Origin of the sequence: Ornithinimicrobium kibberense (genome assembly GCF_006519705.1) — a bacterium.
GTDB lineage: Bacteria > Actinomycetota > Actinomycetes > Actinomycetales > Dermatophilaceae > Ornithinicoccus > Ornithinicoccus kibberensis.
Genome location: NZ_VFXM01000010.1, coordinates 54,847 through 69,533, shown reverse-complemented (window position 1 = coordinate 69,533; position 14,687 = coordinate 54,847). Strand labels below are relative to the sequence as shown.

The following is a 14,687-nucleotide window of genomic DNA, read 5'->3' as shown; positions in this document are numbered from 1 at the left end:
CGAGCACGAGCTCGCCAGCACGGCATCCCTGCGCAACGCAACCAACTGGGCATCGCGGACCTGCGCGGCATGGCGATCCCGGACCCCGCCGGCCGGCGCGAATGTGCAGCGGGTAGGACCGGGGTGAGACTTGACCTTGCGACCGGGGTGCTCGGCGGGTATGCCGACCGGCTACCGCTACGGAGGCTGACGCCACCAGCCGGCGCACGAGCGGGGTCCATATGCACTTGCGGGTACGCCCGCGGAGGAAGGCCCCAGCGAGGCGCGGGGCCTCTCGCAGGCGACGCGGCCAGCGGTTCCGCTCTTGGTACCTCTGTGCGGTGGACCAGCTGGTCTCGGCGAATCCAGCAGGGCGTTTCCCGCGTTGTCGGCGGGCGCTGCTACCTTCCGAGTGCTGCACGGACGGCAGCACTGGGATTCGCACGATCGGGGCAATCAATGGTGGATTGGCAAAGACTCCTTGGCGGGCCGTTGCGGCAGCGACGTGAGCCCGTCACAGCGGTCGGCATCGATCTAGGGACTACTTACTCGACGGTCACTCGGATCGCATGGAGTGGCCAGCCCCATGACAACCCTGTGCTGGACCTCGTGGCGCTTCGCCAGCGCACCAGCGCCGGTTGGAAGCGATCACCCCTGGTCCCATCTGTGGTGGCCGTACGCGACGATGGACAGGTGCTCGCCGGCGAGGAAGCTCGCGACTTCGTGCGCCAGGGATCGGCTCCGATCCGTGAGGGCGTCAATGTCTTCACCTCGACGAAGAACGACATTGGCACAAAGAAGACCTACCCCAAGGCTCCGCCAGGCCTGCAGACTCCGAAGGACGTGGCCGAGCACATCCTTCGGTTCCTCCTCGACGGGATAGCAGACGAGTTCCCGGCGTCGAAGATCGACCAGGTGGTCGTGACCGTGCCCGCCTCGTTCCAGCTCGACCAACGAGACGACACCATCCGAGCCGCACTGGATGCCGGCCTGGACATCGCACCCAGTCAGCTCTTCGATGAGCCAGTCGCTGCCTACCTTGCCCACATCGCTCTCAGCCCCTCGCTGCAGTCCGAAGAACGGTGCGTGGTCGTAGACTTCGGCGGAGGAACATGCGACGTCGCGCTCCTCTCCGCGGGTCAGTCCGGAGACAGACTCGCGGTGAATCTCGCCGGCACGTCACGGTACTGCCGCCTCGGTGGCGACGACATAGATCGAGCGATCGTCGTGGAGCATCTGCTCCCGATCCTCGCCGCCGCCAACGGCAAGGTGGCTGCGGAGTGGTCCTACGTCGACCTCGCCGCCGTGATCATCCCAGCACTCCAGCCCACCGCAGAAGAGCTCAAGATCAAGATCAACGACGCCATTGTGGCGCGTCGTCGGATCGGGCGCCCATACCAAGACGTCAAGGCCAGAGCATCTCGCGATCTCGAGTTCACCCTCGGGGGTCAGACGCTCCGGCTGCCCGGGGCGTCGGTGGAACTCACGGCCGGCCAGTTCGAGAATCTCTTGACCCCGTTCGTTGACCCTGAGAGCATCCGCCCCGCTCAAGGGGAGTACTACGAGTCGACATCGATCCATGCACCTCTGCGGGAGGTGCTGGAGCGGCGCGGCTGGGAGTTCGACGATGGGGAACGATTGTTGGTGGCTGGAGGAAGCTCTCAGCTGGTGCCCGTCCTGGACTCGTTACAGGACGCCTTCGGAGTCGAACCAGAGTTCGTGGCTTCTGCGGGCACGGTCGACCTTCAGGCAGAGATCAGTCTCGGTGCTGCCCTCCAGGCCTTCTCCCTGGCCCTCGACCCCGAGGGACCCTTGGTGCGCGCCCGCACGGATGAGCCACTCGTCGTCAACGTTGCCGGAGGTGCGCAAGAGGTGGTTCCCGGCGGGGTCGACGTGCCGTGGCCCGCCCACCCGATGGGCGCCAAGACGGTGCTGCGCATAGGGGAAGGCAGCAATCAGCGCGGCCTGCGCCTGGAGTTCGCACGGGCAGGCGTCACGATCTGGAGCGAAACCATCCCGCTGCCGCCAGGTGTGGAAGACGGCGACACAATGACCCTGGCCGCATGGGTCGACGCCAACCAGACCGTGCACCTCGAGAGGAAGTTTGCGGACGGGGGAAGTCACACGATTCGTCTGGAGAGACCGTGGACCTTCGTTGACAACCCGGGTAACGACCGCGCAGAGATCCTCCAGCTTGAGGCCGAGTACCAGCAGAACGACACCACCGCGCAGCGCAAGTACGAAATCCGGCTGGTACTGATGAGCCTGTACCGCAAGATCGGTCACTATGGGAAGGCCGTTGAGTCGAGCCGTTATGCACTCCGGCACGCTTCTTCGACCGTCCTCGAGGCACGGGCGACTCACTCGTTGGCTATGGCACTGTGGTCGCGAGGAGCCCGGGACGAAGCCTTGTCAGTTCTGCGCTCCGGGGTGGAGAAGGGCGCGGAGGGTCTACGGTTCAGCCTCGCCTACCGCTTGCATGAACGAGGCGACCAGGATGCGGCTCTGCATGAAATCAATCAGTGCGTGCTCCACGACGCTGATGGCCCGAACTTGGCTTTGCAGGGCAAGGTGCTCAAGGCCATGGGGCGGCGCGCTGAGGCAGCAGATGCCTGGGAGAAGGCAACCAACGAGTTCGGCCACCCGCTCGCGATGAACGCATTCGAGCGCTCGTGGATGGAGTACGTCGCCAAGCAACGCGGAGACCGGGACGTGCTGCACTTATTGGCTGAAGCACGAAGGTCCGATGCTGGTGACGGCCACCATGAGGGCGGCGTCCTGCCCGACGCAGTTGACGTGGCATGAGACCGGTACCGTTCGAAGACCTCACGACGGAGCAGCAGCAGTTCGCCAGACTCCCGACCACGCGCCATGTCGCGGCCATCGGAGCGCCCGGTTCGGGTAAGACGCTCGTGCTCCTCCACCGAGCGCTGCAACTCATCGAGAGGGGCACTGCACCCGAGCGCGTACTGATCGTCACGTACACCAACGCGCTAGAGGACTACATCGCGGCGGGCCTCCACGAGTTCGGACTACCGCGTTCAATGGTGATCAGTTTCGATGACCTTGTCAGGCGGCAGCACCGTCGGATCACCGGCCGGGCACGTCAACGCCGTGACAAGCCGGCTGGACGCGACCGGTACGAGAGACTGCGCGACGAGGTCCACTCCCTCGTGAGCCACGAAGCCTCGAGCGGACTGTTCGACTTCGAACCCCCTTGGGACGCAGTCCTGGTAGACGAGGCACAGGACCTCAGCGCTACCGACATCTCGACCCTTGCGCTTCTCGGTCGCCACGTGACGGTCGTGCTGGACGGACGACAGCGCCTGTATGAGCGTGGTGGATCCACGAGCGATCTGCTTGGCGCACTGGGCTTGCGCTATGAGACGACGACTCTGCTCTCGACCTTCCGGTGCTCAGAGAACGTCATCAAGATCGCGTCTTCGCTGGCAGTGGACCCGGAAGATCGTGCAGCACTGCCGGCAGGCGTCGCCAGACGAGGCGCCGAGATCACGTCCCTCCGCGTGGTGGCTCAGTCCCGGGAAGAGGAGGAGGAACATCTCAAGGCGGCCCTCCGTGCCCGTCTTGACGCACATCAGACCTGCGCCGTGCTGCTCCCCGAGCGCCGCTGGGCCTTCGGACTCGCAAAGGCCCTGCGTAACGAGTTCTTCGTCGAAGACCAGAGCTCGCTGGACCTGACGAGCGGGGCTGTCAAGGTACTCACCTATCACAGCGCCAAGGGACTCTCCTTCGACTCGGTGTTCTTGCCCCGCCTGTACGAGGCGAACTACTCAAGCGTGGCCCGCCTGGGTTCACGCGAGTCGCTGCTGTTTGTGGCTCTCACCCGCGCCACTTCATACCTCTTCCTCAGCACCGTCGCGGGTCTGGAGGTCAAGGAGTGGAGCACCCTCGAGTCGGTCAGCACGGCACACCTGGCCCCGCCTGACCCAGTAGGCGCAACCTCTATGAGGCGCGTTGCCGCTCCCCTGGTGAAGGAGGCAGACTTCCTAGAGGACTACCTGTAGTCCGGCGTGCCGCCCGGCTCAGGCAGACTCTCGACATGGCATCGCTGCTCGCCTGGGTGGACTACTCCTCAGCACACCGTGGGGAGATGGACCGCCTGCTCGACGCCTTCCGCGACAAGGGCACGGTCGACGAACTCGGTATCGGCACGATCCGGCAGACCTTCAGCGAGGTGCTCTTCCCGGGGACGTCCACCCTGCACACCCGGGCTCGTTACCTGCTTTTCGTGCCCTGGGTGGTGACGACCGTCACCGAGCGCAGATGGCCCGTCGACCGAGCGCTGCGGGAGATGCGGCAGCTCGAGGTCCGGCTGATCGAGGCATTGCGGGACGGGGACATCAATGGTGGTGTCATCGGCCGGGACGCGAGGGCGAACCTCGGGCGCATGCCGAGCGTCGTGTACTGGGGCGCCCTGAGCGCATACGGGATCAAGCGCTGTGGTCACACCATCGAACAACACCATCGCCACGCTGTTCAGCGGCCGGTGTCCTCCGCCGACGAGGACGACATCGCGCAGCTACGGCACGTCGACCCGTGCTTCCGCCAGCTCCCCGCTCCCCCGGACGACTGGCTCACGACCGCCAACTTCGCCCTCACCCGCGACGAGGCAGAGTTCCTGCGGGACCGAATCCTCGACTCCTCCAGCGACCGTTTCCTCGGCTGGCTCGTCCAGCACAGCCACGGCCTCTACCCCGACCTGCCGTGGGACCCCGAACTCGTCGCCGGGCTTCCGTCGGGCCCCGCTCGTGTGCTCTCCCACGCGCGCCGCTTCAGCGTGCTGCACGAAGGCGCGCCAATTCTCTACAACCTGCTGCTCGCGAGGGAGAAGAACTGGGCGGACGGCGTCCACGACTACACCGAGCGCCTCCAGGCTTGGGTGGATGACGCGGAGACCCAACAGGCCCTGACGACCTGGGAGCGTGACGACTTCTGGAGGTGCCTGGCCCAGGCACGCTGGCGATTTCGAGCGGCTACGCGGAACTACGTCGACGCGTGGGTCGAACTCGTCCGGGAGGGCGGCAAACTGGTCGCCAGCCCAGAGGTCGAGCGGCTGATCCGAGACCGCGAGCTCCAGCTCAAGGGTCGCCGTTCGCGCTTCGTCAACGCAGACGCGCTCGAGGCGTGGGAGGGCGGGAGCGGCATGGGCCTGATGACCTACCGCTGGCCCCAAGCTAGACAACTCCTCCGCGACGTCCGTGAGGGGCTGGAGCGCACCGGTGCTTGAACCCACCACGCGTGCGCTCTTCGTCGACGCCTTCCGCCCACCGGCAGGTCACCACGTCGACGTGGCGGTCGGCACGACCTACACCCTGAACCTGCGCATGCTCTTTCTCCCACCCCTGGCGATGGCCGCGCACGACCGCGAGGTGGAGCTTCTGGACGGGACCGATGAGGCCGACCACGCCCAGGTGGACACCCTCGCGCTGCTGGAGTCGGTCCGCCGCTACGCCGACCGGACGACCGTCTACTGCCACGCCTCAGGTATCGGCTCTCCCGGCACCTACCCGCGCCTGCTCACCTTCGCTGAGGACTGCGTGGTGCAGGTCTTCACGCCCACACCAGGCCACATCTTCCACCCGAAGGTATGGGCGCTCAGGTTCCGCCGCGACGCCGAGCTCGTTCACCGTCTGGTCGTCTGCAGCCGCAACCTCACCGACGACTCCTCGTGGGACACGTTGCTGGTTCTCGACGAGGGCGAGCGCGGCACGGGGATCCCCGGCGCTCCTGCGGCGGACTTCGTGCGCGCCCTACCTGGCATGGCTGCAGGGCCTATCGCCGAGAACCGCCCTGAGCAGGCACATGACCTCGCCTCGTCGTTGAGCGACGTCTGGTTCCAGCTACCCAAACCGTTCACGAGCGGAGAACTGCGCCCGCTCGGCCTGCGCCCCGCTCCCCCAACTTGGCCGATGCCCGCACGAGCCGACCGTGCCGTCGTCATCTCACCCTTCCTCGACGTCCCCACATCAGCGCGGATCGCGGCGCGCACGACGCCTGTTCTGGTGTCGCGCGAGGAGACCTACGCCCTCGTAGGCGCGCGAGCTGTGCAGCACACCAGCGTGAAGGTGCTCAGCCCTCATGCGGAGGGTGAGATCGACGGAGACCTCGGCTCCGAGCGCGTGAGGCCGAGCGAGGTCCGCACCGGTTTGCATGCCAAGGTCCTCGTCTGGGACGAGGGGCACACTGGCCATGTCTTCACCGGTTCGGCCAACGCCACCCATGCGGCATTCAACGGCAACGTCGAGTTCGGCGTGCTGCTCAGGGGTCCACGCCGGACCTGTGGCGTCGAGGCGCTCCTCCCCGACGGCGAGGCATCCCGCGACCGAATCACCTTCGCCCACGTCCTGCAGGACCATGAGATCACCGACCCCGACCCCGGCGAAGATCTGGCGCTCGAGGCGGAGCGGGAAGCGGAGCTGCACCACGAGGCGCTGCTCCAGGCCGGTCCACGTCTCCTCTGTGAGCAGGAGGACGAAGGTCGGTATGCAGTGTCCCTCCGGTTCACCCGCCCCTTCCCGGCCGGTCCGGGGCCGACCCGCGTCCGGCTCGTCAGCCGGCCTCGCACCGACGCTGCCCCGCCGGACCGGGCACGGTGGGAGGGTGTGCAGCTGATGCAGCTCACGCCATACCTCGAGATTGTCACCCACGTCCCGGTCCCGGGGCAGGACGACCTGGAGGTGGCGAGCGTGCTCAAGGCCGAGCTGGTCGACGCACCGGAGGATCGGGCCGCGCAGGTGCTGCGCAGCTACCTCGGGTCGGAGGAGAGCATCGTGCGCTACCTGCGCTTCCTCCTCGACGAGGCCGAGATCGGCTCAGTCTGGGACGACCTGGAGCTGGAGGATCCAGCCGGAGAGGGGCGGCGAGGTCCGTCCGGGACATTCGAGGACCTCGCGATCCTCGAGCCCCTCCTGCGCGCGGCCGCCGACGGAAGCGAGACGCTGGACCGCGTGGAGGCCCTGCTGCGAGACCTGGGAGCCGGACCGGAGAGACCCAACGTGGTTCCGGAGGAGTTTCTCGACCTGTGGCAAGCGGTCTGGCGGGCCTCACAGGAGAGGCGACGGTGAACGACGGCAAGCCGGACCTGACGTCCGCGTTGGCCGGTCTCAAGGACTTCCAGCGGCGTACGGTCGACGTCGCATTCCAACGGTTGTGGGGCGACGGTGACGCGTCGGCGCGGTTCCTCGTGGCCGACGAGGTCGGGCTCGGCAAGACGCTCGTGGCCAAGGGGGTCCTGGCCCGCACGGTCGACCACCTGTGGGACGAGGACGACCGGATCGACATCGTCTACATCTGCTCCAACAGCCAGATCGCCCGGCAGAACCTGCGCAGGCTGCACGCCGGCCTGTATACCGAGATCCCGCACGCGGACCGGCTGACGATGCTGCCGACCGTCCTGCACGAGATGGACCGGGAGAAGGTCAACATCATCTCCTTCACGCCAGGCACGTCATTCCATCTCGGCAGCAGCGGCGGAACGGCGCCGGAACGGGCCCTGCTCTACGTGCTGCTCGAGCGTGCCTGGGGCACGACGCTCAACGGGCGAAAGTGGCTGAAGTTCTTCCAGGGCGGTGCCGGTGAGCCGCGCATGCGGGACGAGATCCGCTGGGCGCGGAGGGGGACGATCTCTCAGCCACTAGCCGAGGCGTTCAGCGAGGCATTGGATCTGCGTTCCGCAGGCGGACAGACACTGGAGGAAGAACTCCGGGACTGCGTCGACCGATTCCGCTGGCTGCGGGAAGACTCAAGGGTTGACTACGCGGTCTCTGCCGAGCGCTACCGCCTGATCGGCCGCCTTCGACAGGCCTTGGCCACCGTCTCGGTCCGGCATCTGCGACCGGATCTGGTGATCCTCGACGAGTTCCAGCGCTTCAGCCAGCTCCTTACCGGGGACGACGATGCGTCGGTGCTCGTCCAGTCGTTGCTGGGGCCTGTCGAGGTCGAGCGTTCGGGCCAGCAGCGCACGGCCCGTGCGCTGCTGCTGTCGGCAACGCCGTTCAAGATGTACACCCTGCCCGACGAGCCGGAGGGCGACGAGCACTACACCGACTTCCTGCACACTGTCGAGGTGCTGGCCGGAAAGCGCCGGGCGCGCACCGTGCAGAACGCGATGAGCGAGATGCGAGCTGCCCTCCTCCGTGGTGACCTCGTCGACGCGACGACGGCGAAGGACACGGCTGAGGCGGAGCTGCGGCGAGTGATGGCTCGGACGGAGCGACTGGCTGCCAGCGCCGACCGTGACGGCATGCTCACCTCGCAGCGGTACACCGTGGGAGTCACCACGACGGACGTGCAGGACTACCTGGCACAGGCAGCCGTCGCCAAGGCACTCGGCTCCCAGGAGGTCCTGGAGTACTGGCGCAGTGCGCCACACATCTTCGAGCTGATGGAGCGCTATCACGTCAAGCGCCGGATCGAGGACGAGCTTCGTGCCGGGAGCGGGCTGCTGCAAGGGCTCCTCCGTACGCGGTTCTCGCCCCAGGAGATCGACACGTACCGACAGATCGAGCCGGGAAACCCGCGCGTGCGCTGGCTCACCGACGACGTCCTCACCACGGGGGCTTGGCGTGCCGCATGGCTTCCACCTTCGCTGCCCTACTACACCCCGGGGGGTGTCTATGCCGAGGCACCCTTCCAAGCGTTCACCAAGCGGCTCGTCTTCTCTGCCTGGTCCGTCGCACCGAAGGGCATCGCGACGAGCCTCAGCTATGAGGTGGAGCGCCGGCTGGCCGAGCGGTCGGCCACCATGCGCAACCGCGGCTACTTCGCGACGCGGCGCCGCGGCCTGCTGACCTTCACTGTCAGCGACGAACGGCTCAGTGGGATGCCGGTCCTGGCCCTGCTCTACCCGTCCGTCGAGCTGGCGAGGATCGGTGACCCGCTGCGTGTCGCCGCCGACCTGGGCCTGACGCTGCCTCTCGACAGGGACGTCCTGTTCAACGAGGTGCGATCTCGGGTGGAGCGGCTGCTGCACCGCATACCTGCAGGCAGGCCGGAGGGGCCGGTCGACCAGAGGTGGTACTGGGCGGCACCCTTCCTGCTCGACCGACAGCTCGGTGTCACCACCGTCGAGGGGCTCGCGTTCGGGAGCGACAGGGCCGCCGACACGGGGGTCGACGGCTTCCGGCAGCACCTCGACCAGGCGTTGCGCATCGAGGCCGCAGAGCTCGGACCGCGACCGGAGGACCTCCCCGACCTTCTGGCTGAGCTCGCCATCAGCGGCTTGGGGGTCTCATCCCTGCGCACCCTCGCTCGGGTCACCGGCTCACCTGAAGCGCTCGAGTTCCACGACGTGCGCTCGACCGCATCGGACTGGGCCTGGTCCTTGCGCGCGCTCTTCAACGGAGCCGAGCTCATGGCGGTCCTCGAAGGCGCCGGTGACGACACCTACTGGCGACAGGTGCTGCACCACGCGCTCGAGGGAAACCTGCAGGCAGTTCTCGACGAGTACGCCCAGGTGCTGACCGCGGCCCACTCCCTTGACGGTGAGGGCCGAGGCGAGCAGCTGGTGCGGCTGGCCAGCGCCTTCAAGGAGGGCAGCGGGCTCCTCGCATCGCCCCAGGCGATGGACTTCTTCACCAACGGGGTCGACGTTGCTGACCGGCGAAGGATCCGTACCCATTTCGCCGTGCGCTACGGGCGAGCCGCTGCCATCGACCAGCAGACCGTGCAGCGCGAGACTCAGGTCCGGGAGGCCTTCAACTCCCCATTCTGGCCGTTCGTCCTCGCTTCGACGTCCGTGGGGCAGGAGGGGCTGGACTTCCACCACTACTCGCATGCGGTCGTGCACTGGAACCTGCCCTCGAACCCTGTCGATCTCGAGCAGCGGGAGGGGCGGGTCCACCGCTACCGTGGCCACGCAGTCCGCAAGAACGTCGCGGAAGCGCATGCAAGCAGCCCGCACCTGGTCGGCGGCGCGAACCCGTGGCCCACCCTATTCGAGCTGGCCGCGGCGGAGCGCGGTGACCGCTCCGAGATCTTCCCGGACTGGGTCTACCCCGGGAACTCTTCCATCCAGCGGCTCGTGCCGCTGTTGCCGATGAGCCGTGGAACTCAGCACTACCGCCGCCTCATGAAGACCCTGGGCGCGTATCGGTTGGCCCTCGGGCAGCCACGGCAGGAGGAGCTGCTCGCGTATGTCGGCCAGCATTCTGACCTCGCCCTAAACCTCGCACCATGAGGGTGATGCGGCGGCGACACCTGGGTGAGTCGGGCCCTTGCACCATTCCGAGCGCGCCGCACACGGCTTTCGCGATCGCACGCGGCGGCAGGGCCACGCGGACGCTCTCAGACGTGAAGACGGGCAGCGGGCCCGGGCACGAGACGCGACTCACCAGCCTCTTGGCGACAAAACTCGAGGGCTCTGCTAACGTCCCGGCGTCCGGGGCAGCGTCGTTTACGGCCTGCAACGAAGCGACCGACGCATGAGGCCCTGGGTGAGATGGGGAGGCGGTCGCAACCCCAGCCCGGGAAGGGGAACACCATGACACCCACGAGGGATGTTGCGACGCTGCAGCGCGCGATCGAAACGAAGTTGCCGCAGCCGTGGACTGAGTGGCCGGGCGGCTGGCCGGACGAGGTTGAGGCGGCACTTCTCGACGCCGTCCTTTCGATCCGTGCGCGTTACGGCAGCGAGGACACGGGTGTGCGCCGTGCCATCAAGAGATATCGGCAAGGGGTCGGTGGCGGGCCCCTCGATGATCTCCCCCGCCTCGCGAGCTTCGACGCGAATCGGCTCGCAGAGGCCCTCAGAAACGACCAGCGCACCAGCGGTCGACCCAAGGCAGAGGCGATCGTCGAGGCGGCAAAGAACCTCGTGCACACTGGCTTACGATCGGCGAGCGAATTGGAGCCCGAGAAGCACAAGCCTGCCTACACGCGTGTACACGGACTTGGGTGGGTCACCTGGGAGTACTTCACGATGCTGCTCGGTCGACCGGGGGCGAAGGCAGACACATGGGTGGTCAGGTGGGTCTCTCAGCAACTGAGCCGGGACGTCTCCTCAAAGGAGGTTCGAAGCCTCCTCGGAGCCGTAGCGGCCCAGTTGTCGGATGGCGATTCCAACTCCCCCCATGCCCTGCTCACGCGACTCGACCACCAGATCTGGCGCACAGCACGTTCGGGTAAGTGACTCATGCGAGGACGAGTACGTCTCCACGGCGGCGGGATCTCTCCCGCTGAGGTCCGGCTACGTGGGCGGGGTGCCTCCCTCGAACGGGCCGTCTGGACCGAGCTCGGCGCCGCGCAGGTCGAGCGCACCGAGCAGGTCGACGGTGTCGTCAACGCCTTCACCGAGACGCTGTTCGAGGAGGCCCTCGCCGGGGCGCGCGAGGCGGAGGCGCGCTACCGCGCGGGCGACGACATACCTCCCCTGCTCGGGCTGACCGTCGCCACCAAGGAGAAGCACGCCCTCGCCGGACGGACGCTGTCCCAGGGGCTGGTGGCCTGCCGGGACGACGTCGCGACCCAGGACCACCCGGTCGTCTCGGCGCTGCGGCGCTCCGGTGCCGTGATCCACGCACGCACCACGTCCCCCGAGTTCAGCTGCGCGACCGTGACCCACACCCGGCTCTGGGGCGTCACCCGCAACCCGTGGAACACGCGCTACTCACCCGGCGGATCCTCCGGGGGTGCCGGGGCGGCCCTGGCGGCAGGTATGACGACGCTCGCCACCGCCTCGGACATCGCCGGGTCGACGCGGGTCCCTGCCGCGTCCACAGGCACCGTCGGCTTCAAGGCGCCGTACGGCCGCATCCCGGGACAGCCGCCGCTGTCGGCCGACCACTACCGCGGGGACGGGCCGATGGGTCGCAGCGTCGCCGACGTCGCGCTGCTGACCAACGCGCTCGCCGGGCGGCACCCGGCGGACCACACCTCGCTGTGGCCGACGGCCACCGTGGGGGCCGAGCCCGCCGACCCGGCGGGCCTGAGGGTCGCGCTGTGCGTCCGTCTGGGCGACTACCCGGTCGACACCGAGGTCGAGGCCGCCACGCGGGCGGTGGCCGACGTCCTGGCGTCGGCCGGCGCCCTGGTCGAGGAGGTCGAGCTGCCGTGGACCAGTCGCCGCATCACCGAGATCGGCTTCACCCACTTCGGCCACATCCTCGGCCCGGCGATAGCCGCCGCGACGCAGGGCCACGAGCACCTCGCCGGCTACACCCGACGGTTCATCGCCGACGCCCGCGCGGCGGCCGAACGGCATACCTTCCTCGACGGGCTCACCGCCCAGGCGCAGGTGCAGGGCGAGCTCGCCGCGGCGATGGCGCCCTTCGACGTCCTGCTCTGCCCGACCAACGCGATCCCGGCCCTCGAGGCCGACGGCAGCTACACCGACGGCATCGTCGTGGGTGAGCGGCGGCTCGAGCACTACTGGGAGTCGCACCTGACGCTGCCGTTCAACATCGCCAACCGCTGCCCCGTCCTGGCCGTGCCGAGCGGCAGGGCGAGCACCGGCGTGCCGACCGGGGTGCAGATCGTCGGGCACCCCTACGACGACGGCCGCGTCTTCGCCGTGGGCGCCCTCGTCGAGCAGCTCAGGCCGTGGTCGGCAGGGTACGCAGAGCTCGCCCCGGAGCCGCACTGATCCCTCGGTGACCCTTCCAGCACGCCGGTCGGCAGCGCCCTACGCTCCAGCACATGGGTAGGACGGCGTCCGTCTCGGTCGAGGCGCGCCCGACACTCGCCTCGGTGTGGTGGACCCTCGCCCTCCTCCTGCTCACGACGGCAGGTCTCGGGCTGCTCGCCTGGGCGCTGCTGGTGACTCACGGTATGGCGTACGCCGCCTTAGAGGTCCTCCGGCCGCGGGAGATGGTCGTGGCGCCCCACCTCGACGACTACGTCCGTGCCCTCCTGGTCGCGGTGACGACCAACGTCGCCGTCGCGCTCGCCCTGGTGTGGCTCGCCAGGAGGACGCGAGCCCGGCGCTGGCACCCCATCGCCGTTGGGGTCCTCGCCGCCGTCACCGCCGTGGTCCTCGCCGGCAGCACGCTGTTGCTGCTGCTCGGCATCAGCCCGATCGCCTTCGTCCTCGCCCTGTAGCGGCCGCCCCAAGGGCATCGGCCCACCGGTGGTCCGGTCGCACCGGGGACCTGGTGGTGGATGTCCAGCGCCTCGGGCGGCTCGACCACCGATAGTCGCACCAGGCCAGCGACCGCGGACTGCGGCGCCGCCCCGGGTCCTAGCATGGGCCGGGTGACCAGGGGCGACGACGTGACGCCGGAACGGCGGAGCGGCGACGCCACCGGGGCCGAGCCCGACCCGGCGCGCTGGCGGGTCCTGGCCGTCACCCTGGCCGTCGGCTTCATGTCGCTCCTGGACGTGACGATCGTCAACGTCGCGATCCCGTCGATGCGCTTGGGCCTGGACACCTCGGCCGCGACGATCCAGTGGGTCGTGTCGGGGTATGCCCTCAGCTTCGGCCTCGTGCTCGTCACCGGGGGCCGGCTCGGGGACGCCTGGGGCCGGCGTCGGCTCATGCTCGTCGGGCTGACCGGCTTCGTGCTGGCGAGCGCCGCGTGCGGGCTGGCGCCCTCGGTCGAGGTGCTGGTCGCGGCCCGGCTGGTCCAGGGCCTCTCCGCGGGGCTGCTCGCGCCCCAGAACACCGGGCTCATCCAGGAGCTGTTCGGCGGGGCCGAACGGGGCCGGGCCTTCGGGCTCTTCGGCCTCGTGGTGTCGGTGGCCTCGGCGATCGGGCCGGTGCTGGGCGGCGTGATCATCGCGCTCGCCGGCGAGGAGGGCGGCTGGCGCTGGATCTTCCTCGTCAACGTGCCCATCGGGATGGTGCTCCTCGTGGCCATCGCCCGGCTGGTGCCGGACACCCGGGTCGAGGTTGGGGAGTCCGACACCCGGCTGGACCCGGGCGGTGCGGTGCTGCTCGGGCTGGCCGTGCTGTGCCTGCTGCTGCCGGTCGTGGCGCTGGAGTCCGGTGCCACCGGCCTCCTGTGGCTGCTCGTCGGGGTGCCGGTGGCCGGCTGGGCCTTCGTGGCGTGGGAGCGCCGGCTGACCCGCACCGGCGGCGCACCCCTGCTCGACATCGCGCTGCTGAGGCAGACCCCCGGCTACGGCAACGGCATCGTCGTCGGCGCGCTCTACTTCACCGGCTTCACCGGTGTGTTCCTCGTGCTCTCGGTCTACCTGCAGGACGGGCTGGGCTACTCCACCCTGGCCACCGGGCTGCTGCTCACCCCCTTCGCCGTCGGCTCGGCGGTGTCCTCGATGTGGGCCGGGAGGGCGGTGACCCGGATGGGGCGGTCGCTGGTGGTCCGGGCGCTCGGCGTCATGATGACCGGGCTCGTGCTGCTGGCCGTGCTCGCCGCCTGGGCCCAGGACCGGTCCTGGTTGTGGCTCGCCCTCGTGCTGCCGCTGCTGCTGGCGGGCCTCGGCGGCGGCGCGGTCGTCTCCCCCAACTTCACCCTCACCCTGGCCGACGTGCCGCCCCGCATGGGCGGGGCCGCCGGCGGCGCGCTGCAGACCGGCCAGCGCGTGGGGGCCGCGATCGGCGCCGCAACCCTCATCACCGCCTACCAGCTCGGGTCCGGGGACGGTGGCGACCCCGGCGCGGGGCTGCGGGCCGCGATCGGCACCGCGCTGGCGCTGCTGCTCCTGGCGCTGGCCGCGGCGGTGTGGGACGGCCGCCGTCGGGCGGCCGCCGCGGGGGCGGCAACGGACCGAGGGTGACGATGACCGCCCGC

General features: G+C 68.8%; 9 protein-coding genes. All 9 read left to right on the top strand.

Annotation, left to right across the window (positions count from 1 at the left end; all coding sequences use genetic code 11):
* Positions 1 to 672 precede the first annotated feature (672 nt).
* Positions 673 to 2,784 (top strand): Hsp70 family protein, encoded by a 2,112-nt coding sequence (locus tag FJR00_RS09900; RefSeq protein WP_181409577.1) that lies wholly within the window; start codon positions 673 to 675, stop codon positions 2,782 to 2,784.
* Positions 2,781 to 4,004 carry a UvrD-helicase domain-containing protein gene (locus FJR00_RS09895; protein ID WP_141338578.1) on the top strand — a complete coding sequence of 408 codons (1,224 nt, stop codon included), beginning with the start codon at positions 2,781 to 2,783 and terminating at the stop codon, positions 4,002 to 4,004. The genes FJR00_RS09900 and FJR00_RS09895 overlap by 4 nt, the downstream gene beginning before the upstream one ends.
* 35 nt (positions 4,005 to 4,039) lie before the next feature.
* A complete protein-coding gene (locus FJR00_RS09890) occupies positions 4,040 to 5,227 on the top strand; it encodes a DUF6361 family protein (RefSeq protein WP_141338577.1) in 1,188 nt (395 codons plus the stop codon).
* A gap of 61 nt (positions 5,228 to 5,288) precedes the next feature.
* A complete protein-coding gene (locus FJR00_RS09885) occupies positions 5,289 to 7,064 on the top strand; it encodes a phospholipase D family protein (protein WP_141338576.1) in 1,776 nt (591 codons plus the stop codon).
* Positions 7,061 to 10,177, top strand: coding sequence for a helicase-related protein (locus FJR00_RS09880; protein WP_141338575.1), 3,117 nt, complete (start codon positions 7,061 to 7,063; stop codon positions 10,175 to 10,177). The genes FJR00_RS09885 and FJR00_RS09880 overlap by 4 nt, the downstream gene beginning before the upstream one ends.
* A gap of 303 nt (positions 10,178 to 10,480) precedes the next feature.
* Complete coding sequence (locus FJR00_RS09875; protein WP_141338574.1) at positions 10,481 to 11,128, top strand: hypothetical protein; 648 nt, start codon at positions 10,481 to 10,483, stop codon at positions 11,126 to 11,128.
* A 3-nt stretch (positions 11,129 to 11,131) separates the two neighbouring features.
* Complete coding sequence (locus FJR00_RS09870) at positions 11,132 to 12,580, top strand: amidase (protein WP_141338573.1); 1,449 nt, start codon at positions 11,132 to 11,134, stop codon at positions 12,578 to 12,580.
* 53 nt (positions 12,581 to 12,633) lie between these two features.
* Positions 12,634 to 13,035 carry a hypothetical protein gene (locus FJR00_RS09865; protein ID WP_141338572.1) on the top strand — a complete coding sequence of 134 codons (402 nt, stop codon included), beginning with the start codon at positions 12,634 to 12,636 and terminating at the stop codon, positions 13,033 to 13,035.
* A 144-nt stretch (positions 13,036 to 13,179) separates the two neighbouring features.
* Positions 13,180 to 14,673 carry an MFS transporter gene (locus tag FJR00_RS09860; protein WP_141338571.1) on the top strand — a complete coding sequence of 498 codons (1,494 nt, stop codon included), beginning with the start codon at positions 13,180 to 13,182 and terminating at the stop codon, positions 14,671 to 14,673.
* Positions 14,674 to 14,687: the final 14 nt, after the last annotated feature.

Coding starts and splice junctions, on each gene's coding strand:
- FJR00_RS09895 (WP_141338578.1), top strand. CDS start 2,781: ATGAGACCGGTACCGTTCGAAGACCTCACGACGGAGCAGCAGCAGTTC.
- FJR00_RS09890 (WP_141338577.1), top strand. CDS start 4,040: ATGGCATCGCTGCTCGCCTGGGTGGACTACTCCTCAGCACACCGTGGG.
- FJR00_RS09875 (WP_141338574.1), top strand. CDS start 10,481: ATGACACCCACGAGGGATGTTGCGACGCTGCAGCGCGCGATCGAAACG.
- FJR00_RS09870 (WP_141338573.1), top strand. CDS start 11,132: ATGCGAGGACGAGTACGTCTCCACGGCGGCGGGATCTCTCCCGCTGAG.
- FJR00_RS09865 (WP_141338572.1), top strand. CDS start 12,634: ATGGGTAGGACGGCGTCCGTCTCGGTCGAGGCGCGCCCGACACTCGCC.
- FJR00_RS09860 (WP_141338571.1), top strand. CDS start 13,180: ATGGGCCGGGTGACCAGGGGCGACGACGTGACGCCGGAACGGCGGAGC.